At 71.9% G+C, this 24123-nt stretch carries 27 protein-coding genes; 3 read left to right on the plus strand and 24 right to left on the minus strand.

Annotation, left to right across the window (positions count from 1 at the left end; all coding sequences use genetic code 11):
- Window positions 1-11: 11 nt before the first annotated feature.
- The 10 genes from BLT28_RS25890 to BLT28_RS25935 all read right to left on the minus strand — a co-directional run bounded on the left by BLT28_RS25890 (window position 12) and on the right by BLT28_RS25935 (window position 10112).
- Window positions 12-533, minus strand: a complete 522-nt coding sequence (locus BLT28_RS25890) for a hypothetical protein (RefSeq protein WP_030427287.1) — start codon at window positions 531-533, stop codon at window positions 12-14.
- A gap of 57 nt (window positions 534-590) precedes the next feature.
- Entirely contained in the window at window positions 591-1115 is a 525-nt protein-coding gene (locus BLT28_RS25895) for a hypothetical protein (RefSeq protein WP_156050513.1), read from the minus strand.
- Window positions 1097-2074, minus strand: a complete 978-nt coding sequence (gene hemB, locus BLT28_RS25900) for a porphobilinogen synthase (protein WP_030427285.1) — start codon at window positions 2072-2074, stop codon at window positions 1097-1099. The genes BLT28_RS25895 and hemB overlap by 19 nt, the downstream gene beginning before the upstream one ends.
- Window positions 2075-2158: 84 nt before the next feature.
- Window positions 2159-3688 (minus strand): bifunctional uroporphyrinogen-III C-methyltransferase/uroporphyrinogen-III synthase, encoded by a 1530-nt coding sequence (locus tag BLT28_RS25905; RefSeq protein ID WP_030427284.1) that lies wholly within the window; start codon window positions 3686-3688, stop codon window positions 2159-2161.
- 20 nt (window positions 3689-3708) lie between these two features.
- A complete protein-coding gene (gene hemC, locus BLT28_RS25910; protein ID WP_043810213.1) occupies window positions 3709-4644 on the minus strand; it encodes a hydroxymethylbilane synthase in 936 nt (311 codons plus the stop codon).
- The gene (locus tag BLT28_RS25915; RefSeq protein WP_052406878.1) at window positions 4641-5984 is read right to left on the minus strand and encodes a glutamyl-tRNA reductase; all 1344 of its coding nucleotides are present in this window, start codon (window positions 5982-5984) and stop codon (window positions 4641-4643) included. The genes hemC and BLT28_RS25915 overlap by 4 nt, the downstream gene beginning before the upstream one ends.
- Window positions 5981-6769 carry a redox-sensing transcriptional repressor Rex gene (locus BLT28_RS25920; protein WP_081900018.1) on the minus strand — a complete coding sequence of 263 codons (789 nt, stop codon included), beginning with the start codon at window positions 6767-6769 and terminating at the stop codon, window positions 5981-5983. Before BLT28_RS25920 ends, BLT28_RS25915 begins: the two co-directional genes overlap by 4 nt.
- Window positions 6770-7049: 280 nt before the next feature.
- The gene (locus tag BLT28_RS25925) at window positions 7050-7286 is read right to left on the minus strand and encodes a glutaredoxin family protein (RefSeq protein WP_030427280.1); all 237 of its coding nucleotides are present in this window, start codon (window positions 7284-7286) and stop codon (window positions 7050-7052) included.
- Between the two features lie 8 nt (window positions 7287-7294).
- Window positions 7295-8452: an acyl-CoA dehydrogenase family protein gene (locus tag BLT28_RS25930; RefSeq protein ID WP_030427279.1), complete on the minus strand. Its 1158-nt coding sequence runs from the start codon at window positions 8450-8452 to the stop codon at window positions 7295-7297.
- Window positions 8453-8660: 208 nt separating this feature from the next.
- Window positions 8661-10112 (minus strand): AMP-binding protein, encoded by a 1452-nt coding sequence (locus BLT28_RS25935; protein WP_030427278.1) that lies wholly within the window; start codon window positions 10110-10112, stop codon window positions 8661-8663.
- Between the two features lie 216 nt (window positions 10113-10328).
- Between BLT28_RS25935 and BLT28_RS25940 the strand changes: the two genes are divergently transcribed.
- The 3 genes from BLT28_RS25940 (at window position 10329) to BLT28_RS25945 (ending at window position 12199) form a co-directional block, all read left to right on the plus strand.
- Window positions 10329-10973, plus strand: a complete 645-nt coding sequence (locus BLT28_RS25940) for a sigma-70 family RNA polymerase sigma factor (protein ID WP_081900017.1) — start codon at window positions 10329-10331, stop codon at window positions 10971-10973.
- Window positions 10974-11054: 81 nt separating this feature from the next.
- On the plus strand, window positions 11055-11213 hold the full coding sequence (locus tag BLT28_RS40450) for a hypothetical protein (protein WP_156050511.1): 159 nt from the start codon (window positions 11055-11057) through the stop codon (window positions 11211-11213).
- A 92-nt stretch (window positions 11214-11305) separates the two neighbouring features.
- Window positions 11306-12199 carry an HAD family hydrolase gene (locus tag BLT28_RS25945; RefSeq protein WP_030427276.1) on the plus strand — a complete coding sequence of 298 codons (894 nt, stop codon included), beginning with the start codon at window positions 11306-11308 and terminating at the stop codon, window positions 12197-12199.
- 6 nt (window positions 12200-12205) lie between these two features.
- Here BLT28_RS25945 and BLT28_RS25950 read toward each other — a convergent pair whose 3' ends face one another.
- The 14 genes from BLT28_RS25950 to BLT28_RS26015 form a co-directional block, all read right to left on the minus strand.
- A complete protein-coding gene (locus BLT28_RS25950) occupies window positions 12206-12613 on the minus strand; it encodes a YbjQ family protein (RefSeq protein ID WP_231950427.1) in 408 nt (135 codons plus the stop codon).
- A 62-nt stretch (window positions 12614-12675) separates the two neighbouring features.
- Window positions 12676-13677 carry a lysophospholipid acyltransferase family protein gene (locus BLT28_RS25955; protein WP_030427274.1) on the minus strand — a complete coding sequence of 334 codons (1002 nt, stop codon included), beginning with the start codon at window positions 13675-13677 and terminating at the stop codon, window positions 12676-12678.
- Between the two features lie 21 nt (window positions 13678-13698).
- A complete protein-coding gene (locus tag BLT28_RS25960) occupies window positions 13699-14736 on the minus strand; it encodes an NAD-dependent epimerase/dehydratase family protein (RefSeq protein ID WP_030427273.1) in 1038 nt (345 codons plus the stop codon).
- A gap of 224 nt (window positions 14737-14960) precedes the next feature.
- Window positions 14961-15062 (minus strand): 30S ribosomal protein bS22, encoded by a 102-nt coding sequence (locus tag BLT28_RS25965; RefSeq protein WP_076993459.1) that lies wholly within the window; start codon window positions 15060-15062, stop codon window positions 14961-14963.
- 127 nt (window positions 15063-15189) lie between these two features.
- Window positions 15190-15405, minus strand: a complete 216-nt coding sequence (locus BLT28_RS25970) for a helix-turn-helix domain-containing protein (RefSeq protein ID WP_030427272.1) — start codon at window positions 15403-15405, stop codon at window positions 15190-15192.
- A 111-nt stretch (window positions 15406-15516) separates the two neighbouring features.
- Entirely contained in the window at window positions 15517-16335 is an 819-nt protein-coding gene (proC, locus tag BLT28_RS25975) for a pyrroline-5-carboxylate reductase (protein WP_030427271.1), read from the minus strand.
- Between the two features lie 19 nt (window positions 16336-16354).
- Window positions 16355-17185, minus strand: a complete 831-nt coding sequence (locus BLT28_RS25980) for a thioesterase family protein (RefSeq protein WP_052406876.1) — start codon at window positions 17183-17185, stop codon at window positions 16355-16357.
- Entirely contained in the window at window positions 17182-18102 is a 921-nt protein-coding gene (locus tag BLT28_RS25985; RefSeq protein WP_030427269.1) for a proline dehydrogenase family protein, read from the minus strand. The genes BLT28_RS25980 and BLT28_RS25985 overlap by 4 nt, the downstream gene beginning before the upstream one ends.
- 71 nt (window positions 18103-18173) lie before the next feature.
- On the minus strand, window positions 18174-18983 hold the full coding sequence (locus BLT28_RS25990; protein WP_030427268.1) for a sugar phosphate isomerase/epimerase family protein: 810 nt from the start codon (window positions 18981-18983) through the stop codon (window positions 18174-18176).
- Window positions 18984-18987: 4 nt separating this feature from the next.
- A complete protein-coding gene (locus BLT28_RS25995; protein WP_052406875.1) occupies window positions 18988-20250 on the minus strand; it encodes a hypothetical protein in 1263 nt (420 codons plus the stop codon).
- Entirely contained in the window at window positions 20247-21281 is a 1035-nt protein-coding gene (locus BLT28_RS26000; RefSeq protein ID WP_030427266.1) for a Ppx/GppA phosphatase family protein, read from the minus strand. Before BLT28_RS26000 ends, BLT28_RS25995 begins: the two co-directional genes overlap by 4 nt.
- Before the next feature lie 105 nt (window positions 21282-21386).
- Window positions 21387-22076: a response regulator transcription factor gene (locus BLT28_RS26005; RefSeq protein ID WP_030427265.1), complete on the minus strand. Its 690-nt coding sequence runs from the start codon at window positions 22074-22076 to the stop codon at window positions 21387-21389.
- Window positions 22073-23260, minus strand: coding sequence for a sensor histidine kinase (locus BLT28_RS26010; RefSeq protein ID WP_231950429.1), 1188 nt, complete (start codon window positions 23258-23260; stop codon window positions 22073-22075). Before BLT28_RS26010 ends, BLT28_RS26005 begins: the two co-directional genes overlap by 4 nt.
- Window positions 23261-23379: 119 nt before the next feature.
- Complete coding sequence (locus BLT28_RS26015) at window positions 23380-24123, minus strand: phosphoglyceromutase (protein WP_030427263.1); 744 nt, start codon at window positions 24121-24123, stop codon at window positions 23380-23382.

The raw sequence follows: 24123 nt of genomic DNA on the forward strand, positions 1-24123 counted from the left end.
AAACGCGGAGATCAGGCGTGTCCACGGGATCGGCACTGGCTGAAATAGGTGTTCGCGGTGGGCATGACCATCAGCAGCGTCGCGAAGACGGACAGCCCGACCATGCTCATGCCGTACCAGTCGGTGTCCGCCCAGAACGACGACACCGCGGAGATCACGGTGAGGCCGATCAGCACCGCGCGCGCCCACCCGCGCCCGGCCAGCATCCTCAGCGCGAACCACACGTAGGCGGCGGCCAGCGCGAGCACCACCACGCACACCACGCCGATGACGATCCCGGCGCCGAAGCGGACCATGCCCGAATCCAGCGGCAGGGTGTCCCCGCGCAGCACCGCACCGGCCCGCTCCTCGTCCAGGGCCTCGTCGGTCAGCAACCTGCGATCGGCGAGCACCAGCGGGATCAGCACGACCTCCAGCGCGGCGACCGCGACCCACGCCCAGAACGAGATCAGCACCTCGCGCGGGCGCACCGGCGCGGGCAGGCTCTCGTCGATCTCCGGGGCCCGCGGCAGCGGGTCGGGTGCGCTGGTCACACTCCCGACATCCGCTCCGAGCCGCGGACCGTTACCGAAATCGCCCGACCGGGTAACTCAGAGCGACGGCCGCCGCGGCATGCGCAAGGGGGCCATCCGCGCGAAGTACGCCCGCGACTCCCGCTGGAACATCAGCGCGAGCGCGGTGGCGTCCAGGCCGAGGACCGCCAGCCCGAAGATCACGTCCAGCGTCGTCACCTTCAGCCCGGCCGTCGCCGCGGCACCACCCGCGATCCCGGTGAGGCCCAGCACTCCGAGGAACACGCTGATCGCGCCGAAGGCGACCAGCAGCATGCGCGCCCACGGGTAGCCCGCCAGCATCCGCGCGGCCAGCCACGCGTAGACCGCGACGACCCCCAGCGACATCGCCAGCCCGAAGAACACCGAGGCGGAGGCGGCCGCGTCGACCTGGTCGAAGGTCAGCTCCGGGCGCATCGCCTGCAGCTGGTCCATGATCGCGTTGCGGTCGGCGAGCTTGGTCGTCGAGCGGGCCAGGCTGACCACCGTGCTGGCGATCCAGAGCACCCTGGCCAGGTGCAGCGGCTGCGGGGCCGGGGCGGGGGTCACCCCTGGTTCAGCCACTGCGCCGCTTCCACTGCCCAGTAGGTCAGGATGACGTCCGCGCCCGCGCGCCGGATCGAGGTCAGCGTCTCCAGCACGGCCGGCCTGCGGTCGATCCAGCCGTTGGCCGCGGCCGCCTCGATCATCGCGTACTCGCCGGAGATCTGGTACGCCGCAACGGGAACGTCGGAGATCTCGGAGATCGCGCGGATCACGTCGAGGTAGGCCAGCGCGGGCTTCACCATCACCAGGTCGGCGCCCTCGGCCAGGTCGAGCTGCACCTCGCGCAGCGCCTCCCGGACGTTGGCCCCGTCCTGCTGGTAGGTCTTGCGGTCGCCCTTGAGCTGCGACTCCACCGCCTCGCGGAACGGGCCGTAGAACGCCGAGGAGTACTTGGCCGAGTAGGCCAGGATGCCGGTGTCCAGCAGGCCCGCGCGGTCCAGCGCCTCGCGGATGATGCCGACCTGGCCGTCCATCATCCCGCTCGGGCCGATGAGGTGGGCGCCCGCTTCGGCCTGGGCGACGGCCATCTCGCCGTAGATGCTCAGCGTGGCGTCGTTGTCCACCGAGCCGTCCGGGGCCAGCACGCCGCAGTGGCCGTGGTCGGTGAACTCGTCCAGGCAGCAGTCGGACATGAGCACGGTGGCGTCGCCGACCTCGGCCCGGACGTCGCGCAGCGCCACGTTGAGGATTCCGTCCGGGTCGATCCCGCCGGAGCCGGTGGCGTCGCGCTTCTGCGGAACGCCGAAGAGCATCAGACCGCCCACGCCCGCCTCGACGGCCTCGACGGCCGCCTTGCGCAGCGAGTCACGGGTGTGCTGGAAGACGCCGGGCATCGAGCGGATCGCGACCGGCTCGCGGGCGCCTTCCTTGACGAACATCGGCAGCACGAGCTGACGGGGCTCGACGGAGGTCTCGGCGACCAGCCTGCGGATCGCCGGGTTGCGGCGCAGTCGACGCGGGCGGTGGGTGGGGAACACGGCAGTACTTCCCTTCTCGGGAAACCGAAACGGCCCCAGGCGCAAGACGCACCTGGGGCCGCGATGGCACTACGGGAGGACCGGTCAGCGGCGGGCGCGCTTGGTCTTGCGCGGGGGCGGCAGCGCACCCTCCGCGCGGAGCCGGTTGGCGTGCTCGGCGAGCGCGTCGACCAGCGCGGGCACCTGGGCGAGCTCCGGCTGCACGTCCACGCGCAGGCCGAACTCCTTGGCGGTCTCGGCCGTCTGCGGGCCGATGCACGCCACCAGGGTGCGGGCGTGCGGCTTGCCGGCGATGCCCACCAGGTTGCGGACGGTGGAGGACGAGGTGAAGCACACCGCGTCGAAGCCACCGGTCTTGATCATCTCGCGGGTCTCCGCGGGCGGCGGGGCCGCGCGGACGGTGCGGTAGGCGGTGACGTCGTCGATCTCCCAGCCGCGCTCGCGCATACCGGCCGCCAGGGTCTCGGTGGCGATGTCCGCCCGCGGCAGCAGCACGCGGTCCACCGGGTCCAGGATGTCGTCGTGCGGCGGGAACTCGGCGAGCAGGCCCTCGCTGGACTGCTCACCGGAGGGCACCAGCTCGGGGATGATGCCGAAGGAGCGCACCTTCGCCGCCGTGGCCTCGCCGATGCAGGCGATCTTCACGCCGGAGAACGCACGGGCGTCCAGGCCGAACTCGGCGAACTTCTCCCACACCGCGCGCACCGCGTTGGTGGAGGTGAACACGACCCACTGGTAGCGGCCGTCGACCAGGCCCTTGACCGCGCGCTCCATCTGCGCGGGGCTGCGCGGCGGCTCCACCGAGATCGTCGGCACCTCGACCGGGATGGCGCCGTGCGACCGCAGGCGCTCGCTCATCGCGCCCGCCTGCTCCTTGGTCCTGGGCACCAGCACGCGCCAGCCGTAGAGCGCCCGCGACTCCCACCAGGACAGCTTCGCCCGGTTCGCCACGGCACCGCCGACGGTCACCACCAGCGGGCCGTTCAGCTCAGCGGCGTCGCTGGCCAGCGAGGCCAGCGCGGTGTCGACGGTCTTCTGGGCGCAGGAGGTGCCCTCGGTCGTCACCGAGACCGGGGTCTGCGGTGCGAGGCCCTGCTCCACCAGCGAGGACGCCGTCTCCGCCAGGTGGCTGGCCGCGGCGTGCAGCACCAGGGTGCCGGGCGCGCCCGCCAATGCGGACCAGTCCACGCTGCCGCGGACGTCGGCCTCGGTGTGCGCCGAACCCAGCGCCACACCGGCGTAGGCGGGCACCGCGGTCCCCGCGGGCACCCCGGGCACCACGTCGAAGGCGACGGTGGACTTGGCGACGGCGGTGGCCTCCTCGACCACGGCGTCCGCGGTCAGCGGGTCACCGGCGACCAGGCGGACCACCGAGCGGCCGTTGCGGGCTTCGGTCACCAGGTCCTTGGCCACGTCGGCGGGATCGCCGACCGCGGGGCGGACCTCGGCCGTCTGCGGCACCAGGGCGGCGACCTCCACCGGCACGTCCGGGTCGGTGACCACGAGTTCGGCCCTGGTCAGCAGCTCCTGGGCCCGGACGGTCAGCAGACCGAGATCACCAGGTCCGGAACCGACGAAGGCAACCCGTCCTGGGGTCTTGCGAGCGCGGGTCATCAGGCAATCCCCATTCCCATTCACTCCCCGGGGCCGCTGAGCACCGCGGCCCCGAGGTCGAGCAGTTCCTCGGCCACCGCGCGGCCGAGCTGCTCAGCAGCTGTCGTGTTTCCGATGGCGGAGGCGCGCAGCAGGTCTCCGTGCGGAGTCGCCGCGACACCCCGCAACGACAGGCGCAGCACCGTGCGCCCCTCGTCGTCGAGGTCCTCAACCACATCGGCCAGTGCGCCGACAGGAGCGCTGCAGCCCGCCTCCAACCTGGCGAGCATCGCGCGCTCCGCGGTAACCGCGGCGCGACTGGCCTCGTCGTCCACTGTGGACCGGATCAGGTGTTCCACGTCGACGTCGTCGATCCGGCACTCCACCGCCAGCGCACCCTGTGCGGGTGCGGGCAGCATCTGCAGCGGGTCCAGCGTCTCGCTGATCGCGTCCAGCCTGCCCAGCCGGGCGAGCCCGGCCCTGGCCAGCACCACGGCGTCCAGCTCACCGGAGGTGACCTTGCCGAGGCGGGTGTCCACGTTGCCGCGCAACGGGACCACGGTCAGCCCGAGGCCGAGCGCCTCCAGCTGGGCGGCCCGCCGCGGCGATCCCGTTCCGACGGTCGAGCCCGGGGGGAGCTCGCCGAGGGTCAGCTCGTCCCTGGCGCACAGCGCGTCGCGCGGGTCCTCGCGCTGAGGAACCGCGGCCAGCACGAGCCGGGGGTCCGGCGCGGTCGGCAGGTCCTTGTAGGAGTGCACGGCCACGTCGATCTCGTTCGCCGCGAGCGCGTCGCGCAGGGCCGAGGTGAAGACCCCGATCCCGATCTCGGCGATCGGAGCGCTCGACCGGTCCCCCGGGGTGCTCACGACGACCGTCTCGATCTCTGCGCCCGCGCGCTCCAGCGCCGCGGCGATCAGGCCGGTCTGCGCCAGAGCGAGCGCACTGCCGCGCGTCCCGATCCGCAGTCTCGGCTTCACCGGATATCACCGTCCTGTTCGGACTGTCCGAATTGGACACTGTGGATAAAGGGGTCCATGGCGCCGACCGCGGCGGCCGCCTGCGGGTCGAGCGCGAACAGCTCGCGCAGCGCGTCCGCGTAGTCGGCGCCGCCCGGCGCGGAGGCCAGCTGCTTCACCCGCACGGTCGGGGTGTGCAGCAGCTTGTCGACCACCCGGCGCACGGTCTGCGACAGCTCGTCGCGCACCTCGGGCGCCAGTTCCGGCAGCCGCGAGGACAGCCGCAGCAGCTCGGCGTCGACCACCTCGGCGGCCCGCCTGCGCAGCGCGGTCACGGTCGGGGTCACCGCCGCGGAGCGCTGCGCGGCCAGGTAGGCGCGCACCTCCTCCGCGACGAGTTCGGTGGCGAGCCGGGTGTCCGCGCCCGCCTCCGCGTCGCTGAGCCGGACCTGCAGGCTCTCCAGGTCCACCACGCGCACACCGGGCACCTCGGCGGCGGCCGGGTCGATGTCGCGGGGCAGGCCGAGGTCGCAGAGCACGATGTCGCGGCTGGCGCCCGCCAGCATGCCCGCGTCGATGACCACCTCGGTGGCGCCGGTGCAGGCGAACACCACGTCCGCCGTCGCCAGCTCGACATCCAGCTCGGTGAGGCCGGTGGCGCGCGCGGGCACGCCCTCGGCGGCGATGTTGTCGGCCAGCCGCTGCCCGTTGGCCGGGGTGCGGTTGGCCACGACGATCTCGGCGACGCCCGCCCGGCGCAGGTGCGCGGCGGCGAGGCCGCCCATCGCCCCGGAGCCGACGATCAGCGCGCGGCGACCGGACAGCGTGCCCAGCACGGCGGCGGCGTCGGCGAGGGCCTCGGTGACCAGCGAGGCGCCCGCGTGGTCGATGCCGGTCTCGCTGTGCACCCGCTTGCCGACCCGCAGTGCCTGCTGGACCAGCTCGTGCAGCACCTTGCCCACGGTCCCGGCGCGGTCGGCCTCGCCGTAGGCGGAGCGCAGCTGGCCGAGGATCTGGGCCTCGCCGACCACCATCGAGTCCAGCCCGGAGGCGACCCGGAACAGGTGCTCGACGGCGCGGGCGGCGTAGTGCACGTACAGGTGCGCCGACAGCTGACCGACATCGGTGCCCGCCTGGCGCGCGAGCACGCCGGAGACGTCGGCGAGGCCGCCGTGGAAGGCCTCGACGACGGCGTAGACCTCGACGCGGTTGCAGGTGGCGAGCAGCACGGCCTCGGAGACGTTCGGGCAGCGCAGCAGCTCGTCGAGCAGCTTCCCGGCCTCGTCCCCGGACACCGCGGCGCGCTCCAGGACGCGAACGGGCGCGGTGCGGTGCGAGAGCCCGACGGCGAGCAGGGTCATCGGCCGACCACCGCCTCGTCGACGCCGGGCCGGGTGCCGTCCACGGTCACCTCGGCCTGCGCCTCGTCGGCGCGGCGGGCGACGTGGAAGGAGAGGATCTGCATCTCCACCGCCAGGTCCACCTTGCGCACCTCGACGTGGTCGGGGACCCCGAGAACCACGGGTGCGAAGTTCAGGATGCATTGCACGCCGCCGGAGACCAAACGATCACAAACATCCTGAGCCACCGCGGGCGGCGTCGCGATCACGCCGATGGTGACCTCGCGATCGCGGCAGATCGCCTCGATGTCGTCGATGTGCTCGACCGGAATACCGCCGACGGGAACGCCGATCAGGTCGGAATCGACGTCGAAAAGCGCGGCGACCGGGAAGCCCCTGCTCGGGAATCCGCCGTAGTTCGCCAGCGCGTGGCCGAGGTTTCCGATACCGACCACCGCGACGCTGTGCTTGCGGGTCAGGCCGAGAATGCGCTCGATCTCACTGATCAGCACGTCGACGTCGTAGCCGACGCCGCGGGTGCCGTAGGAGCCGACGTAGGAGAGGTCCTTGCGCAGCTTCGCCGAGTTCACCCCGGCCGCGGCGGCCAGCTCCTCGCTGGAGATGGTGCCGACCCCGTCCTCCGCCATGCCGGAGAGAACGCGCAGGTAGACGGCGAGGCGGGCGACGGCGGCCTCGGGGATGGCCCTGGCGCGCTCGCGGGCGGCGGGCACATCGCGGGCGGAGACGTCGGGAACGGCGGCGGGCGGCTGGTCCCCGTTGTGCCCCTGGTCCCGCTGCGCCGCCACGCTGCTCTCCCTCGCCTGCTTTTCGAAAATGGGTCGCCCGGCAGCTGACGTCCGCGAAGGTGGGGTCTTCCGCTCTCCAGCCGCAACGGCGACGTCCACACGGTAGCCGCTTGTGAACGCAGGCACAAAGTCGTGGCCGACCGACGTAACCAGCCGCACAATACCCGGTCAAACGCAGGTCGCGGACCACTCGCGGCGGCGGAGGGCATTCGGAGCGGCGTCGGCTGACCATCACCCGAACAGGTATTTCCGGGGCCGAAACGTGGTTTTCCGCTCCGGCTCAGGCTAGCGCAGCCCGCAGGCGCGCCTCCTCCACCCTCCAGTACCCGTGCTCCCGGCCGTCGACCAGGATCACCGGGACCCGGTCGCCGTACTCGGCGCGCAGCTCCCGGTCGCTGTCCACGTCCACCTCGGACCACGGCACGCCCAGCTCACCGCAGATCCGGGCCAGCTCCCCCTTGGCGATCTCGCACGGGTGGCAGCCGGCCCGGCTCATCAGCGTCACTTCGTGGGACATGCCGCCCATCATCCCTTGAGGAGCGAGCGCCCGATCACCATCCGCTGGATCTGGTTGGTGCCCTCGACGATCTGCAGCACCTTGGCCTCGCGCATGTAGCGCTCCACCGGGTAGTCCTCGACGTACCCGGCGCCGCCGAGCACCTGGACCATGTCCGTGGTCACCCTCATGCACATGTCGGTGGAGATCAGCTTGGCCATCGCGGCCTGGGTGGAGTACGGCAGCCCGGCGTCCTTGCGGCGGGCCGCGGCCAGGTAGAGCTGCCGCGCCGCCTCGATACCCGCGGCCGCGTCGGCGAGCATGAACGAGACGCCCTGGAACTCCCCGATCGCCCTGCCGAACGCGGTCCGCTCCCTGGCGTAGCCGACCGCCACGTCCAGCGCCGCCTGCGCGACACCCACGGCGCACGCGGAGATGCCCAGCCGCCCCGCGTCCAGTGCCTCCAGCGCGATCTTCAGCCCCTGCCCCTCCGTGCCGATGCGCCGGTCCGCGGGCAGCTCCGCGCCCTCGAAGACCACCTGCGCGGTGAGTGAGGACTTCATCCCCATCTTGCGTTCCGGCCGCGCCACCGAGATCCCGGGGGTGTCCGCGTCCACCAGGAACGCCGTGATCCCCTTCGGACCGTCGTCACCGGTGCGCGCCAGCACCGTGTAGAAGTCGGCGGCGCCCGCGTGCGTGATCCACGCCTTGGTGCCGTGCACGGTGTAGACCCCGTGCTGGTCCGCCTTCGCGCTCGTGCGCAGGGCCGCCGCGTCCGATCCGGCGTGCGGTTCGGAAAGGCAGTAGGCGCCCAGCTTCTCCCCGCCCAGCATCGACGGCAGCCACCGCTCGCGCTGCTCGTCGGTGCCGAAGTTCGCCAGCGCGTGGCAGGACAGGGTGTGCACGCTGACCCCGAGGCCCACCGCCAGCCACGCGCGGGACAGCTCCTCGACCACCTGGAGGTAGACCTCGTACGGCTGCTCCGCCCCGTCGTAGCGCTCCGGGTACGGCAGCCCGAGCAGCCCCGACCGGCCCAGCGTGCGGAAGACCTCGCGCGGGAACTCCCCCGTCGCCTCGGCCTCCGCCGCCCTCGGCGCGAGTTCGCGCTGGGCCAGCTCACGGGTGAGTGCGAGCAGCTCGACGGCTTCCTCGGTCGGCAGCTGGCGTTCGATCACGGGCGCGCTCATCGCGGCGGTCCTCCACGCGGTACTCAGAACTCTGACCGTCCGATTGTGGGGCCACCGATACTAGGAAGTCCAACTATTCGTGAACCCGCGCATCCTCACCCCCGCGCCCTGAACGAGGTCCCCCAACGCACCGAATGAGTCATTGAGGTACTTGAACGCAATGAGTCATTCGGTGCGGTGGCGTCGGAGAGAGACGCGGGCGAGGTGATCAGGCGTCGCGGAGCTTGCGGCGGGCGAGCTTGCCGGTGGCGGTGTGCGGGAGCGCGTCGACGAACTCGACCCTGGTCGGCACCTTGAACTTGGCCAGCCGCTCGGCGCAGTGGGCGAGGACCTTCTCCTCGCTCAGATCGCTGCCGTCGGCGCGGATGACCACGATCTTGACGGCCTCGCCGGTGTTCTCGTCGGGGACGCCGACGGCGGCGGACTCGCGCACGCCGGGCAGCTCGGCGAGCACGGACTCGACCTCGTGCGGGTAGACGTTGAAGCCGTTCACGATGATCAGGTCACCCGCGCGGTCCACCAGGTGCAGGTCGCCGTCGGAGTCGAAGTAGCCGACGTCGCCGGTGCGGAACCACCCGTCGGCGTCGGGGCCGTCGGCGCCGTCCGGCCAGTAGCCGGTGAGCAGGTTCGCCCCGCGCGCGGCCACCAGGCCGGTGCTCTCGGCGTCCTCGCCCATCTCGAAGCCGTCCGGCAGCGCCTCGCCGTCGGAGTCGACCAGCCGGACCTCGACGCCGGGCAGCGGACGCCCGACCGAACCCGGCTTGATCCGGCCGGTGCCCAGGGTGGTGGTCAGCACGGGGCCGGTCTCGGTCAGGCCGTAGCCCTCGTAGATGTCGAGTCCGGTGATCTCGCGCATCCTCCGCAGCACCTCGAAGTCCAGCGGCGCGGCACCGGAGGTGAACACCCGGACCGTGGCCAGCCGCTCGCGCAGCACCTCGGCGGGCTGGCGCAGCAGCACGGTGTACATCGGCGGGACGCCGACGAGCGTGGTCACGCGGTGGTTCTCGATCGCGTCGAGCGCGGCCTCGGCGTCGAAGCGGGCGAGCAGCACACCGGTGCCCCCGCTCGCGCAGACCTGGAACAGGCCGGGCCCGAGGCCGTAGACGTGGAACAGCGGCAGCGCCAGCAGCACGCGGTCCGCCGCAGTCACCGGCGAAGGACGCAGGGCGGAGCACTGCTCGGTGTTGGCCAGCAGCGCGCGGTGGGACAGCATCACGCCGCGCGGCGAGCCGGAGGTGCCGGAGGTGTAGGCGAGCACGGCCAGGTCCTCGCCGCCCCGGACCGAATCGCCCGGCGTGAACGAGGTGTCCAGCGCGGGCACGTCCTCGGAGTCGATCACCGTGCGCGCGCCGCTGTCGGCGAGCACGCGCTCCAGTTCCCGCTGCGAGACACCGGGACCGATGGGCACGACCGCGCAGCCCGCGCGCAACGCGCCGAGCACGGCGACGCAGAACGGCAGCCCGGTCGGCAGCTTCACGGCGATGCGGTCTCCGGGCCGGGCGCCGTCCGCCCTCAGCCGCGCTGCCTCGGCGCTCACCGCGGAGTCGAGCTCCCCCCAGGTCAGCGTGCGTCCGTCGGCGGCGTCGACCAGCGCGGGGTGGGCCGCGCCCCGCTGGGCGGCCGCGCGCACCAGATCGGCGACGTTGACGACGGCGGACATGCGCGACCTCCTACTGGGCGATTCCGGATGACCCGAAGGCGGATTACCCGGGACGGGAAGTCTGTCATGGGTGTGCTACGTCACGCATCCGCCCGGCGTGCGTCACCCCCAGGGTGGCAGCGACCACTACCTACTAGCGAGTAGTAAGACGTATGCTTCGGCGAACCGCCCCGGGCGGCGTGGCCGTCCTCACGCAGCGGAGCAAGGGAGCGGCGGATGTCCCAGCCAATGGGCCGGCCCTGCTCAGGGCCGGCTCCGACAGTGAGAACCACGACGACGAGAGCACGACTGCGCCCAGTGCCGAGTGAGGCTGCCATGACCGACGTGTGGCAGCTCGTCGACGCGGCGCAGGGCGGTGACGTCGAGGCATTCGGCGAGCTCTACGACCGCTACGTCGACGTGGTCTACCGCTACGTGCTGTTCCGGCTCGGCGACCGCGCGCTCGCCGAGGACATGACCAGCGAGACGTTCCTGCGCGCCCTGCGCCGCATCGGCTCGGTCAGCTACCAGGGGCGCGACGTGGGCGCCTGGTTCATCACCATCGCCCGCAACCTCGTCCTCGACCACGTGAAGTCGAGCAGGTACCGCTTCGAGGTGCCGACCGCGGAGCTGGGCGAGACGCGCGAGGAGCACGCCGGCCCGGAGCAGTCCGTCGTCCGCGACGCCACCAACGCCGAGGTGCTGCGCTGCGTCGAACAACTCAACTCCGACCAGCGCGAATGCATCGTGCTGCGGTTCATGCACGGCCTGTCGGTCGCCGAGACGGCCGAGGCGATGGGCCGCAACGAGGGCGCGGTCAAGGCGCTGCAGCACCGGGCGGTGCGCAAGCTCGCCGAGCTGCTGCCCAAGGGCCTGCGCTGACGTCGCTTGATCGCGGCGTAACCGATCCGGTATCCCCTCGTTTGTCCAGTCTGGGAGGGACGGGCGGCGGTGGATGTGACGGTGGGTACCGAACGCGAGGCCGAGGTCGTGGCGCTGCTGCGCCGCGCCGCCCCGCGCGCTACCCCTGACCAGGACACCCGGGACCGGATGAGGGCGCGGCTGCTCGCCGAGCTGAGCGCCGCCCCGCCCGTGGAGACCGTGCGCATCGACACCTGCTGACCGGGCCGATCCCCGCATCCCCTGCGCTGGGCGATCGCTACCCTGGAGCGGGTCATCGGCAGGCCCGACGAACTAGGACCGGAGGCGCTGAGGTGCCACTTTGGCGCAGGGGTGTTGGCAGCTCGGACCGGGAGTCCCGGGCGATCGCGGCGGGCGAGGCGTCCGCCGAGGCTGCGGCGGCGGAGCTGGAAGCGTCCCTCGCAGTGCCGCCGGACCTGACCGCGGCGGCCTTCTTCGACGTGGACAACACGATGATGATGGGCGCGTCGATCTTCCACTTCGCCAGGGGGCTCGCCGCGCGGAAGTACTTCACCACCTCCGACCTGGCCGGATTCGCCTGGCAGCAGCTGAAGTTCCGGATCGGCGGCAAGGAGGACGCCGAGGGCATCCGCAGCAGCCGCGAGCAGGCGCTGTCCTTCGTCGCGGGCCGCTCGGTGGAGGAGCTGGTCACCCTCGGCGAGGAGATCTACGACGAGCTGATGGCGGACCGCATCTGGTCCGGGACCAGGGCGCTGGCGCAGATGCACCTGGACGCGGGCCAGCGGGTCTGGCTGGTCACCGCGACGCCGGTGGAGCTGGCCCGGATCATCGCCCGCAGGCTCGGCCTGACCGGGGCGCTCGGCACGGTCGCGGAGAGCGTCGACGGCGTCTACACCGGCAGGCTGGTCGGCGACCTGCTGCACGGGCCGGGCAAGGCGCACGCGGTCCGCGCGCTCGCCGCCCGGGAGGGCCTGAACCTCCGCCGCTGCACCGCCTACTCGGACTCGGTCAACGACGTGCCGATGCTCTCGGTGGTGGGCACGGCGGTCGCGGTCAACCCGGACCAAGGCCTGCGCGACGTGGCGCGGGCGCGCGGCTGGGAGATCCGCGACTTCCGCACCGGCCGCAAGGCCGCCCGCATCGGCGTCCCCTCGGTCCTGGGCGCGGGCGCCGTGGCCGGGGCCTTGGCGGCGGGCATGGCCTACCGCCGCCGCGGCCGCTCCTGACGCTTCCTACCTGGGGCCCGGGCCGGGGCCACCGGGTCCGGGCTGGGGCTGCTGGTTCAGCGGTGCGATGAACACGGCCGTGCCGTAGGCCGCGATCTCGGTGCTGCCGGGCATGATGTCGCCGCTCTCGAACCGCATCGCGAGCACGGCGTTGGCACCCATGCTCGCGGCGTTCTGCTTCAGCCGCCCGATCGCCTCGAACCGCGAGTCGTCGAGCAGTTTGGTGTAACCGGCCTGCTCGCCACCGAACATGCCCTTGAAGCTGGCGCCGATGTCGGAGAAGGCGTTGCGGCTGCGCACGGTCGAGCCGAACACCTCACCGAGCACCCGGACGACCTGGTACCCGGGGACGTCGTTCATGGTGCTGACGAGGATCGGCGGAGGTGCTGGCATCGGCGGCATGGGTTGGTTCACCGCGCGATGCTAACCGCGTTATCGGGTTCCCGTCGGGAGAACGGCGGTGTTCAACCGGGCGGTCAGCCGAGGAAGACGTTGCGGCGCTGGGTGAGCAGCCGGTAGAGCGTCTGCTGGATGGTCTCCCGCACCTGGTCGGTCAGGTTGAACACCAGCATCGGGTCGTCGGCGGCACCGGCCTCGTACTGGTCGGTGGTGATCGGCTCGCCGAACTCGATGTACCACTTCGAGGGCAGCGGGACCAGGCCGAGCGGCCCGAGGTGCGGGAAGAACGGCGTCACCGGGAAGTACGGCAGGCCGAACAGCCGGGCCAGCGCCTTCACGTCGCCGATCATCGGGTAGATCTCCTCGGCGCCCACGATCGAGCACGGGATGATCGGCACCCCGGTGCGCAGCGCCGCCGAGACGAACCCGCCCCTGCCGAAGCGCTGGAGCTTGTACCGGTCGCGGAACGGCTTGCCGATGCCCTTGAAGCCCTCCGGCCAGACGCCGACCAGTTCGCCGTTGCGCAGCAGGCGCTCCGCGTCCGCGCCGCACGCCAGCGTGTGGCCTGCCTTGCGGGCGAGCGCGCCGAGCACGGGGAACTTGAAGACCAGGTCGGCGGCCAGCATCCGCAGGTGCCGCTCGGCCGGGTGGTGGTCGCGGACCGCGAGGCCCGTCATCACGGCGTCCATCGGCATCAACGTGCCGGAGTGGTTGGCCACCAGCAGCGCGCCGCCCTCGGCGGGCACGTTGTGCAGGCCGATCGTCTCCACCCGGAACCACTTCTCGTACAGCGGCCGCAACGGCGGGAACAGCACGTTGTCGGTCAGCTCGCGGTCGAAGCCGAACTCGTCGACCTCGTAGTCACCGGTGAGCCGCTTGCGGACGAAGGCGAGGGCGTCGGTCAGCCCGCGCTCCCACGCGGACTCCTCGCGCACCTGTTCCTGCTCGTCCGGCTTCTCGTCCTGGGGCGGCACCTCGTCCATCGCCGGGATCGGCCGCACCGGCGCGGATCCCGCTGGCTGCTGCTGTTGTTGCTTGCGCGCCACCGAGCGGATCGGGATCACTCGTGCTTCTGCCATCGACTTCACCTCCTCACTCCCTCATCGGCCCAGCCGGGCCAGTACTCCACGGATGCCCCGCTCGGCATCGTTGACGAGTTCCGGGTCGATCACCGGCCGCAGGCCGCGGCCGCGCACGTAGTCGTCGAACGCCTGCTGGGTGGTCCACCTCGGGGTGAAGCCGAACTGCTCGCGCAGCTTCGCCGTGTCCACCACCCTGCCGAAGTTCAGGAACCGCATCTGCTCCGGCGAGAAGTCCACCAGCCTGGCACCGCGCACCACCTGCGCGAAGGGCTGGACCGCGAAGCTGGGCACCGGCAGCGGCACCCGGCCCGCGCGGCGGATGGCCTGGGAGAGCAGCAACAAGCCGTCCGCTCCCGCGTTGAACACCCCTGGCAGGTCGTGCAGCGTCGCGCGTTCCAGGATCGCGAGGGCGTCCTCGGAGTGCAACAGCTGCACCCGGGCGTCGTAGCCGAGCACCGTCGGCACCACCGGCAGGGCGAAGTAGCGGGTCAGCACCGTGTCGATGCGCGGGCCGATGAAGTTGGCGAACCGCAGCGTGGAGATGGTGACGTCGGGACGGCGCCTGCCGAAGCCGCGCACGTAGCCCTCGACCTCGACGGCGTCCTTGGCGTAGCCGGAGGAGGGAAGGTCCTTGGGGCCCATTGACTCGGTGAACACCGCGGGGTCGCGCGGGCTCGAACCGTAGACGGCGGTGGTCGACTTGACCACGAACTTGCGCACCAGGTCGGACTTCTGGCACGCGGCCAGCAGCTGCATCGTCCCGATGACGTTCATTTCCTTCATCGCCGTGCGGCCGGTCGCCCCGGGGTTGGCCGAGAGCGAGGCGTGCACGACGGTGTCCACCTTGGCGGTGGCGATGACCTTGGCGATCAGCGGGTTGCGGATGTCGGCGCGGACGAACTCGGCCCGGCCCATCCGGCGCAGCAGGTCGCGCGGCGGGGGCACGGTGTCCACCCCGAGCACGCGTTCGATGTCCGGGTTCGCGGCGAGGCGGGCGGCGAGGTGACCGCCGAGGAACCGGCTGACCCCGGTGACGAGAACGACGTTGGGCGCCATGCGACTCCCTGGGCACTGGCGGGAAGGGTGGGATGTTACCCGCCGGAAGCTTCGCAGGAGTTGGCCGGATCGTTAGCCGGATCCCGGGCGCATCACCGTACTGGACGAGTGCGTTTCCGATCACTTTGTGCTCCGGCTCACCGCCGGGGCACGCGCGCGCACGAACGCCCGCGCCGGAAGTCCCAGGCGCGGGCGTCGAGGCTTACAACCGCAGGGGCGCGGTCTTACTTGCCCTGCTTGCGACGCGCGTGGCGGGTCTTGCGAAGCAGCTTGCGGTGCTTCTTCTTCGACATGCGCTTGCGACGCTTCTTGATGACCGAGCCCATGCGGGTTCCTTCGCTGTTGACGTTTGCGTATTTCGAGCTTCTCGCACGCCCACGCACACCTGCCGGCGGCCTCGGGCACGCAGCGGCTTGCCAGAGTACCTGGGCGGGCCGAAGCCCCTCTCGTCAGCTATCCAGCCGAGTAGTACGCGTTCTCCAAGTAGGCGTGCACCTCGTTCTCCGGGACCCGGAAGGAACGCCCCACCCGCACCGCGGGCAGCTCACCCGAGTGGACCAGGCGGTACACGGTCATCTTGGAGACCCGCATGATGTCGGCCACCTCGGCGACCGTCAGAAACTGGACCTGAGCGAGCCTGTCGTGCTTCTTCTCCCTGCCAGTCGGCATGTGTCACCGCGTCCTTCATCGCCACGTGGCGCGCCGCCGGCTTCCCCTCCGGCGGAACTCAACACGCACGCGTTCCCTGTGAGGGTAACCGGGCCGGAGTGGCTGAAGCGACTACCGGGAACCTCCCTCGTGCGCCCGGCCGAGCTCGACCGACCGGTCCCGCGCGGCCTCGATCGCCGCGAGCAGCGCCGCGCGCACGCCGTGCTTCTCCAGCTCCCGGACGGCCATGATCGTCGTGCCCGCGGGCGAGGTCACGGCCTCGCGCAGGGCGACGGGGTGCTCGCCGGAGTCGCGCAGCATCTTGGCCGAGCCGATGGCCGACTGGATGATCAGATCGGCGGCCACCGCCCTGGGCAGGCCGAGCAGGATGCCCGCGTCGATCATGGCCTCGACCAGGAAGAAGAAGTACGCCGGGCCGGAGCCGGAGAGCGCGGTGACCGCGTCCTGCTGGGCCTCGGGCACCCGGACCACCTTGCCGACCGCGCCGAGCATGCCCTCGGCCAGGGCCATGTGCTCCTTGGTGGCGTGCCGCCCCGCGGAGATCGCGCTCATCGCCTCGCCGACGACCATCGGGGTGTTCGGCATGACCCGGACCACCGGGGTGCCCTCGGGAAGGCGGCCCTCGAAGAGCGAGGTCGGCAGGCCCGCGCACAGCGAGACCACGAGCTTGCCCGCGGCCAACGTCCCGGCGAGCTCGTCCAGCAGCGGCTCGATGTCCTGCGGCTTGACCGCGACCACGAGCGCGTCGGCCAGCTTGGCCGCCTCGGCGACCTCGACCGCGCGCACGCCGTAGCGGCGGGTCAGCTCGGCGGAGCGCTCCGGGTGGCGCTCGGTGAACATCAGCTCGGCGCACGGGTGCCCGGAGGCGAGCAGCCCCGACAGCAACGCCTCACCAATCTTCCCCGCACCCAGTACCGCGATCGTCGTCATGACCGAAAAGCCTAGGGGGTCACCCCGCGCTGGTCAGAGCGAGTTGGCGGGCCTGGCAGACGAGCTTGCCGGAGGAGTCGATCACCGTGGCGTCCTCGTCGAACCACTGGCCGAGCACGGCGCGCGAGTCGACCTGCAGGCGCAGCCAGCCGGCGCTGGGGCGAGCTCGCAGCAGCGCGGTCAGCTGCACCGTCGGCGACCAGCTGAGCCTGCCCAGGTTGAAGGTCACCGGCATCGAGATGTCCCCGGCCACCAGGGCGAACAGCGGGTCGGGCTGGCTGTCCCTCGGGCGCACCCACAGGCGCAGGCGCAGCGGGTCGCCGGTGTGGCCGGAGAGGAAGCCCGCGCCCTCGGGGTCCAGCATGACCTGGCACGCCTTGGCCATCCGGAAGCTCTTGGCCGCGTCGGTCGCGCCGACGTCGATCGCCCGCGCCGGAGGATCGGCGGGCAGGTCGGGCAGGTCCGACCACGCGGGAACCGCGTCGGGCAGCCGCCCCACGGTGATCATCGCGTGCACGCAGGTCCGGCCGCGCTGCAGCAGCTCCGCCTGGACGACGGTGACCGTGCGCCCCGCCTTGGCCACGCTGGTGCGCACCAGGACCGGGCCGAGCTCGGGGGTGTGCAGGAAGTCAGCGCTCACGCTGAGCGGGTCGAGCCCGTTGGCGCCGCCGGGATCGACCGCGGACAGCGCCGTCCTGGTCATCAGTGCCAGGAGGTAACCGCCGTGCGGCTTGCCGCCGATCGTCCAGTCCGCGGCCAGCTCGCCGGTGAAGCTGCCGTCTCCCATCGGGCGCACGGTCGTCGCGATGCTGAAGGGGGTGACCCGCACCGGGTCAGTGCGCAGTCTCATGAGGTACCGACCAGAGAGCGCAGGAAGAAGGTGGTGTTGGCGGGGCGCTCGGCCAACCGCCGCATCAGATAGCCGTACCACTGCCCGCCGTAGGGCACATAAACCCGCATCGTCTCGCCTGTCTCGGCCAAGCGCCGTTGTTCGTCCGGGCGCACTCCGTAGAGCATCTGGTGCTCGTAGCTCCCGGGTTTGCGGTCGTACCACTTCGCCCGCTCGCCGATGATCGACACGAGCCGGGGGTCGTGCGTGGCGAACATCGGATAGCCCTCGCCCTCGAGCAGGACGTTCGCGCAGCGCACGTAGTTCAGGTCCACCTCGTGCGGATCGGTGAAGGCCACCGAGTCCGGTTCGGCGTAAGCGCCCTTGCAGAGCCGCACCCGCGATCCGGCGAGGTCCCGGCAGTCGCCGAGCGTGCGGCGCAGGTACGCCTGCAGGACCGCACCCACCGAGGGCCAGCTCCGGCGCAGTTCCGCGAGCACGGCCAGGGTGGAGTCGGTGGTGGTGTGGTCCTCCATGTCCAGCGTCACCGTGGTGCCGCACTGCTCGGCCGCCGCGCAGATCCGCGAGGCGTTGGCCAGCGCGAGCCCCTCGTCGAAGGCCTGGCCCACCGCGGAGAGCTTCACGCTCACCTCGGCAGCGCCCGCCAGGCCCGCCTCGTGCAGGCTGTCCAGCACCTCCAGGTACGCCCGCACGGTGCGGTCGGCCAGCTCGCGGTCGGTGGTGTGCTCACCGAGGTAGTCCAGCGTCACCGCCAGCCCGTCCCGCGCGAGCGCCGCGGTCACCTCGACGGCGTCGGCGGTGCTCTCCCCCGCGACGAACCGGTCCACGACGCCGCGGCTCACCGGGGCCGTCGACACCAGTCGCCGGACGGCGTCGTTCCCCGCGGCCGCGAGGATCAACGAGCGCAACGGATTCACGGGCGGAACTGTACGTCAGCGACAAGATCAAAACGTTAGTGGCGAACAGTTCTCCACAACGAAGAAGTCGATCAAGCCGGGCCGAGGCGCGGGTTCTGCCCGAGATGCAGCCTGGCGAACAACAACGCCTCGGCAAGCGCACTAGCCCGCTGCTCGCGGCTGGCGGCCTTACGGGTGCTGACCTCCAGCACCACCTGACCGTCGAAACCGTTACGCGCCAGCTCCTCGCACAGCTGGGCGCAGGGCTGGTTACCGCGTCCGGGCACGAGGTGCTCGTCGGTCGGCGCGCCGGTGCCATCAGCGAGATGGATGTGCCGGAGCCCGGACCCCATCCGCTTGGCCAGTTCGAGCGCGTCGACGTGCGCGGCCGCGGTGTGCGACAGGTCGAGGGTGTAGTTCGCGTAGCCGACGTCGGTGGGGTCGTAGGACGGCCGGTAGCCGGACAGCCGCAGCTGGCGCTTCCGGCCGAGCGGGCGCAGCGGGAACATGTTCTCCACCGCGACCGCCACCTCGGTCACCCGCTCCAGCTCGGCGACCAGCTGCGGGAAGGTCTCCGCGTACTTGCGCTGCCACCGGAACGGCGGGTGCACCACGGTCGTCGGCGCGTCCAGTGCCGCGGCGGCCGCGACCGCGCGGCGCAGCCGCACCTCCGGATCGGGCGACCAGATCCGCTGGGTGATCAGCAGGCAGGGCGCGTGCACCGCGAGGATCGGCACCCCGTGCAGGTCCGAGAGCCTGCGCAGGGCGCTGACGTCCTGGCTGACCGGATCGGCCCAGACCATCACCTCGACGCCGTCGTAGCCGAGCTCTTTGGCGAACTCGAACGCGGCCGCGGCGGGCTGCGGCCAGACCGCCGCCGTGGACAGGCCGACCGGGATCACGGGCTCAGCGGTTCACCAGCAGCAGCGCCGCCGGCGAGATGGTGACCACCAGGCCGACCAGCACGGTCAGCACGATGGTCTGCAGGTCGTCGGCCTTGCGGATCTTGCGGACCAGCCACACCATGCCGCCGATCACCGCGAGCGCGACGAACAGCGCGACCGGGGCCATCCAGCTCCACAGGAACTGGAAACCGATCCACAGCCCGGCTCCACCGACCAGGCCACCGCCCAGCTGCGCGAGCATCACCAGCCATTCCCTGGTCGGTGAGGGCTCGTCCTCGTCGTACTCGTCGTAGTCCTCGTCGGCGTCGGCCTCGGCGCGCTCGGCGTCGTCGTCCTGGTCGGCCTCGGCGCCCCGGTGGACGTCGCGGTCCTCGTCCGGCTCCGCGTCGTGCTCGTCGTCCTCGACGACCGCGGGGGCCTGGCTGGTGGGGTAGTCCGGCTCGGCGGGGCGGCCGCCGCGCAGCGCCGCGTACGGCTGCTGGCCGGTGTTGCCGAACCAGTCGTGGTCGCCGTCCAGCCCGGCCGGGGCCGCGCCGGTGAGCGGCGGGGTCGCGCCGACCTGGGTAGCCGCGGCATCGCCGCTGTCCCTGTCGGTGATCCGCGGGAACTGCTCGGTGACCGGCTCACCCGCGGCCACGCCGGGCGGCGGGACGGGCAGGGCCTGCGAGGTCTGCGCGGCCGGGTTCGGCCGCGGCGCCAGGCGCTGGCCACCGGGCGTGCCCGGCGGCGGGTAGTCACCGCTGATCGCCGGGTACTGCGCGGTCACGTCGGCGTCCGGGCCTCCGGGCGGCGGGGCCAGGTGCGCGCCGGTGTTCTGCGGCACCGGGTGCTGGCCGGTGTTCGGCGGGATCGGGTGCGCGCCGGTGCCCGGCACCTGGTGGGCACCGGTGTTCGGCGGCGCGGCGAAGCGACCGGAGGTGTGCGGCGGACCGCCTGCCTGCGGGCTGGGCTCGAAGCGCTGCGGGGCGGGCGGCGGGGGTGGCGGCGCGGCGAAGCGGCCGGTGCCCTGGCCGGGACCGGCGGGCGGGCGCTGCTGCGCCTGCTGGGGCTGCTGCGGCTGGCCGTCGTCCCTGATCGCGCGCATCTGCCCGGAGTCCGTGAGGATCCGGTTGATGATCGTCTGCGGCGCGGTCTCGTTGATCTCGTCGCTGTCCCGCCTGCGCCTGCGCCGCGCGGTCGGCGGTCCGTCGGCCCCGTACTGGGCGAGCAGCTCCGCGACGGTCTTCTGACCGTCGTCGTGCTCCGACTCGCTGTTCTTGCTCATTGAGTCCACCGTGCCCCGTACCGGCCTGTCCGTCCAGAACTGTGATCCTGCCGACCCGAAAGCTGATCAATCGAGCCGTTCACTGCCGGAGCAGTCTGGACTGCTTCCTCCGTCTGGTCCAGCCGTCTCAAGATCACGCCCTCGCGGAGTGCCCACGGACAGATCTCCAACTCGGGTAGCGACAACGCTCGCATTGCGGCCTCCGCCACTAGCGCGCCCGCGACCAGCTGGTGGGCCCGGCTGGGGCTGACGCCCTCCAGCTCGGCCAGATCGGCGGCGGACATGCGGGAGATGAAAGCGATCAACTGGCGCAGCCCGGCGTCGGTCAGCGTCCTGCGCGCCATCGGGCCCGCCGACGACGGGGCCGCGCCGGTCAGCCTGGCCAGGGTGCGAAAGGTCTTCGAGGTGGCCACCGCGTGGTCCGGTGGGCCGATCTTGCGCAGCTGCCGCGCCACCGGCGCCAGCTCGGCGTCCAGCCGCTCGCGCAGCTCCCGGACCTCGCGCTTGGTCGGCGGGTCCGAGGTGAACCGGGTCCTGGTCAGCCTGCCCGCGCCGAAGGGCAGGGAGAACGCGAGGTCGGGGTCCTCGTCGATGCCGACCGCGATCTCCAGCGACCCGCCGCCGATGTCGAGCACCAGCGTGTTCCCCGCGGACCAGCCGTACCAGCGGCGCACCGCGAGGAAGGTGTAGCGGGCCTCGTCCTCGCCGGAGAGCACCTTCAGCTCGACGCCGGTGCGCTCGCGCACCAGCTCCAGCACTTCGGCGGCGTTGCGCGCCTCGCGAACGGCGGAGGTGGCGAAGGCCATCAGCTCGGCGCAGCCGAACGCGACGGCGGACTCCCTGGCCCTGGCGACGGCGTCGACCAGCCGCTCGGCACCGGAGTCGCTGAGCCGGTCACCGTCGGTGATCTGTTCGGCGAGCCGGAGGACCGTCTTCTCCGACTTCATCGGCGTCGGGTGGGCACCACGATGCGCGTCCACCACCAACAGGTGGACGGTGTTGGACCCGACGTCAAGCACCCCTAGGCGCACGACGGCAAGGTTACCCGCCGGTCCGGGGCGCGGTGGCCATCGGCCCGAAGCGGGCAGGAGCGACCGGCGTCCGGGGCGCGCGGCCCCGGACACATGATCAACAGCCTACGACTCGAACTTGTAGCCCAGTCCACGGACCGTGACCAGGTACCTCGGCAGCGAGGGGTCCGGTTCGATCTTGGAACGCAGTCGCTTCACGTGCACGTCGAGGGTCTTGGTGTCGCCGACGTAGTCCGCGCCCCACACCCGGTCGATCAGCTGTCCCCTGGTGAGCACCCGGCCGACGTTGCGCAGCAGGTACTCCAGCAGGTCGAACTCCTTCAGCGGCAGGTTGATCTCCGTTCCGGAGACCGTGACCACGTGCCGCTCCACGTCCATCCGCACCACGCCCGCCTCCAGCACCTGCGGCGCGAGGTCGGCGTCCAGCGCGTTGTCGGTGCCGCGGCGCAGCACCGCCCGGATGCGCGCGATCAGCTCGCGGGCCGAGTACGGCTTGGTGACGTAGTCGTCGGCGCCCAGCTCCAGGCCGACCACCTTGTCGATCTCGCTGTCCCGCGCCGTGACCATGATCACGGGGACGGAGGAGCGCACCCGCAGCGCGCGGCAGACGTCGGTCCCGCTCATCCCGGGCAGCATCAGGTCCAGCAGCACGATGTCGGCGCCGTTGCGGTCGAACTCGTCGAGCGCCTCCTGGCCGGTCGCGGCCACCGCGGTGGTGAAGCCCTCCTTGCGCAGCAGGAAGGCGAGCGGGTCGGCGAAGGACTCCTCGTCCTCGACGATGAGCACCCTGGTCACGAGATTCCTCCGGATTCGACGACTGCGAGTGGTGCCGGGTCTTCCGGCGTCACAGAAGGCGCGCCCTCCGCGGCCCGGTGTGCCGGGATGCGGAGGGTGAACGTGGAGCCGGTGCCCGGTTTGCTCCACAGCCGCACCTCGCCGCCGTGGTTGGCGGCGACGTGCTTGACGATGGCCAGGCCGAGGCCGGTGCCCCCGGTGGCCCTGGAGCGGGCCGGATCGGCCCGGTAGAAGCGCTCGAAGACGCGCTGCTGGTGTTCGGGGGCGATGCCGATGCCCCGGTCGGTGACCGCGATCTCCACGGTGCCGTCGGCGAAGCGGCGGCTGATCGAGACGGGGCTGTCCGGTCCCGAGTAGGAGATCGCGTTGTCGATCAGGTTGGTCAACGCGGTGACCAGCAGGGTCCGGTCGCCGTCCACCAGCAGCCCGCTCGGCTGGTCCACGGTGATCTCGATGCCCGCGGACTCGGCGGCCAGCCGGGAGCGGCCCAGCGCCTCGTCGACGACGTCGTCGACCTCCAGCACCTCCAGCTCCGGCAGCGCCTCGGCGCCGGTCAGCCGGGAGAGCTCGATCAGCTCGGTGACCAGCGTGCCCAGCCGGGTGGCCTCGCGGAGGATCTTGCCGCTGAACCGGCGCACCTCGACCGGGTCGTCCACGGCGTCCAGCACGGCCTCGGCGAGCAGCGCGAGCGCGCCGACCGGGGTCTTCAGCTCGTGGCTGACGTTGGCGACGAAGTCGCGGCGGGTGGCTTCGAGGCGCACGGCCTCGGACTGGTCGGCGGCGTCGACGACGGCGAAGCCGTCCCCGAGCGGGCGGACCTCGGCCAGCACGGCCTGCGGCTGGCGCCCGGCGCGGTGGTCCAGCGGGGTCAGGTCGACCTCGACCGGCTCGCCGGTGGCGATGGCCTGCTCCGCGGCCTTCTCGGCACGCAGGTCGGGGCGGTTGTCCCGGACGAAGCCCAGCTCGACCGAACGCGGATTGTGCACGACCACTGCACCGAAGCGGTTGATGACCGCCACCCCGTTGTGTGAGGAGTGCACAACGCGTTGCACGAGATCGGCGACGGTCAGCTCGGTGGATCGGCTCCGGGCGCGCCGGGTGGCGGCGCGCCCGGAGAGAAAGCCGATCCCCGCGCCGACCAGCAGCACACCGATCAGCAGGGCGATGCAGCCCGAAGCGGTCACGGGCGCATCGTAAGCACTGCTCCGGGCGGTTGGACTACTCCCAGATGGCTATACGTGATGCCCGTGACACCTGTTCGAGGCGTTGTTCAGCAACGGGTCCCGAGCCGTTCACCCAATGGTCATCGACCCTGGTTCGCGACGGCCTTGATGGCGCCCGCGGCGGCCTCCGGGTCGAGGTAGGTCCCGCCCGCCGTCACCGGCTTGAGGTCCTCGTCGAGGTCGTAGCGCAGCGGGATGCCGGTCGGGATGTTCAGTCCCGCGATCGCCTCGTCGGAGACGCCGTCGAGGTGCTTCACCAGCGCCCGCAGCGAGTTGCCGTGCGCGGCGACCAGGACGGTCTTGCCGGAGCGCAGGTCGGGCACGATCGCCTTCTCCCAGTACGGCAGCAGGCGCGCGACGACGTCCTTCAGGCACTCGGTGCGCGGCAGGTCGGAGCCGAGCCCGGCGTAGCGCGGGTCCTCGTCCTGCGAGTAGGTGCTGCCCAGCTCGATGGCGGGCGGCGGGGTGTCGTAGGAGCGGCGCCAGAGCATGAACTGCTCCTCGCCGTAGGCCTCCAGGGTCTGCTTCTTGTCCTTGCCCTGGAGCGCGCCGTAGTGGCGCTCGTTGAGCCGCCAGTCGCGGCGCACGTCGATCCAGTGCCGGTCGCAGCCGTCGAGGGCCAGGTTGGCGGTGGAGATGGCGCGCCGCAGCAGCGAGGTGTGCACCACGTCGGGCAGGAGCTTGGCCTCCCGGAGCAGCTCACCGCCGCGCTTGGCCTCGACCACCCCCTTCTCCGACAACGGCACGTCCACCCAGCCGGTGAACAGGTTCTCGGCGTTCCAGACGCTCTCACCGTGGCGGAGCAGAACCAGGGTCGCTGTCAT

This window comes from Allokutzneria albata, from assembly GCF_900103775.1.
GTDB lineage: Bacteria > Actinomycetota > Actinomycetes > Mycobacteriales > Pseudonocardiaceae > Allokutzneria > Allokutzneria albata.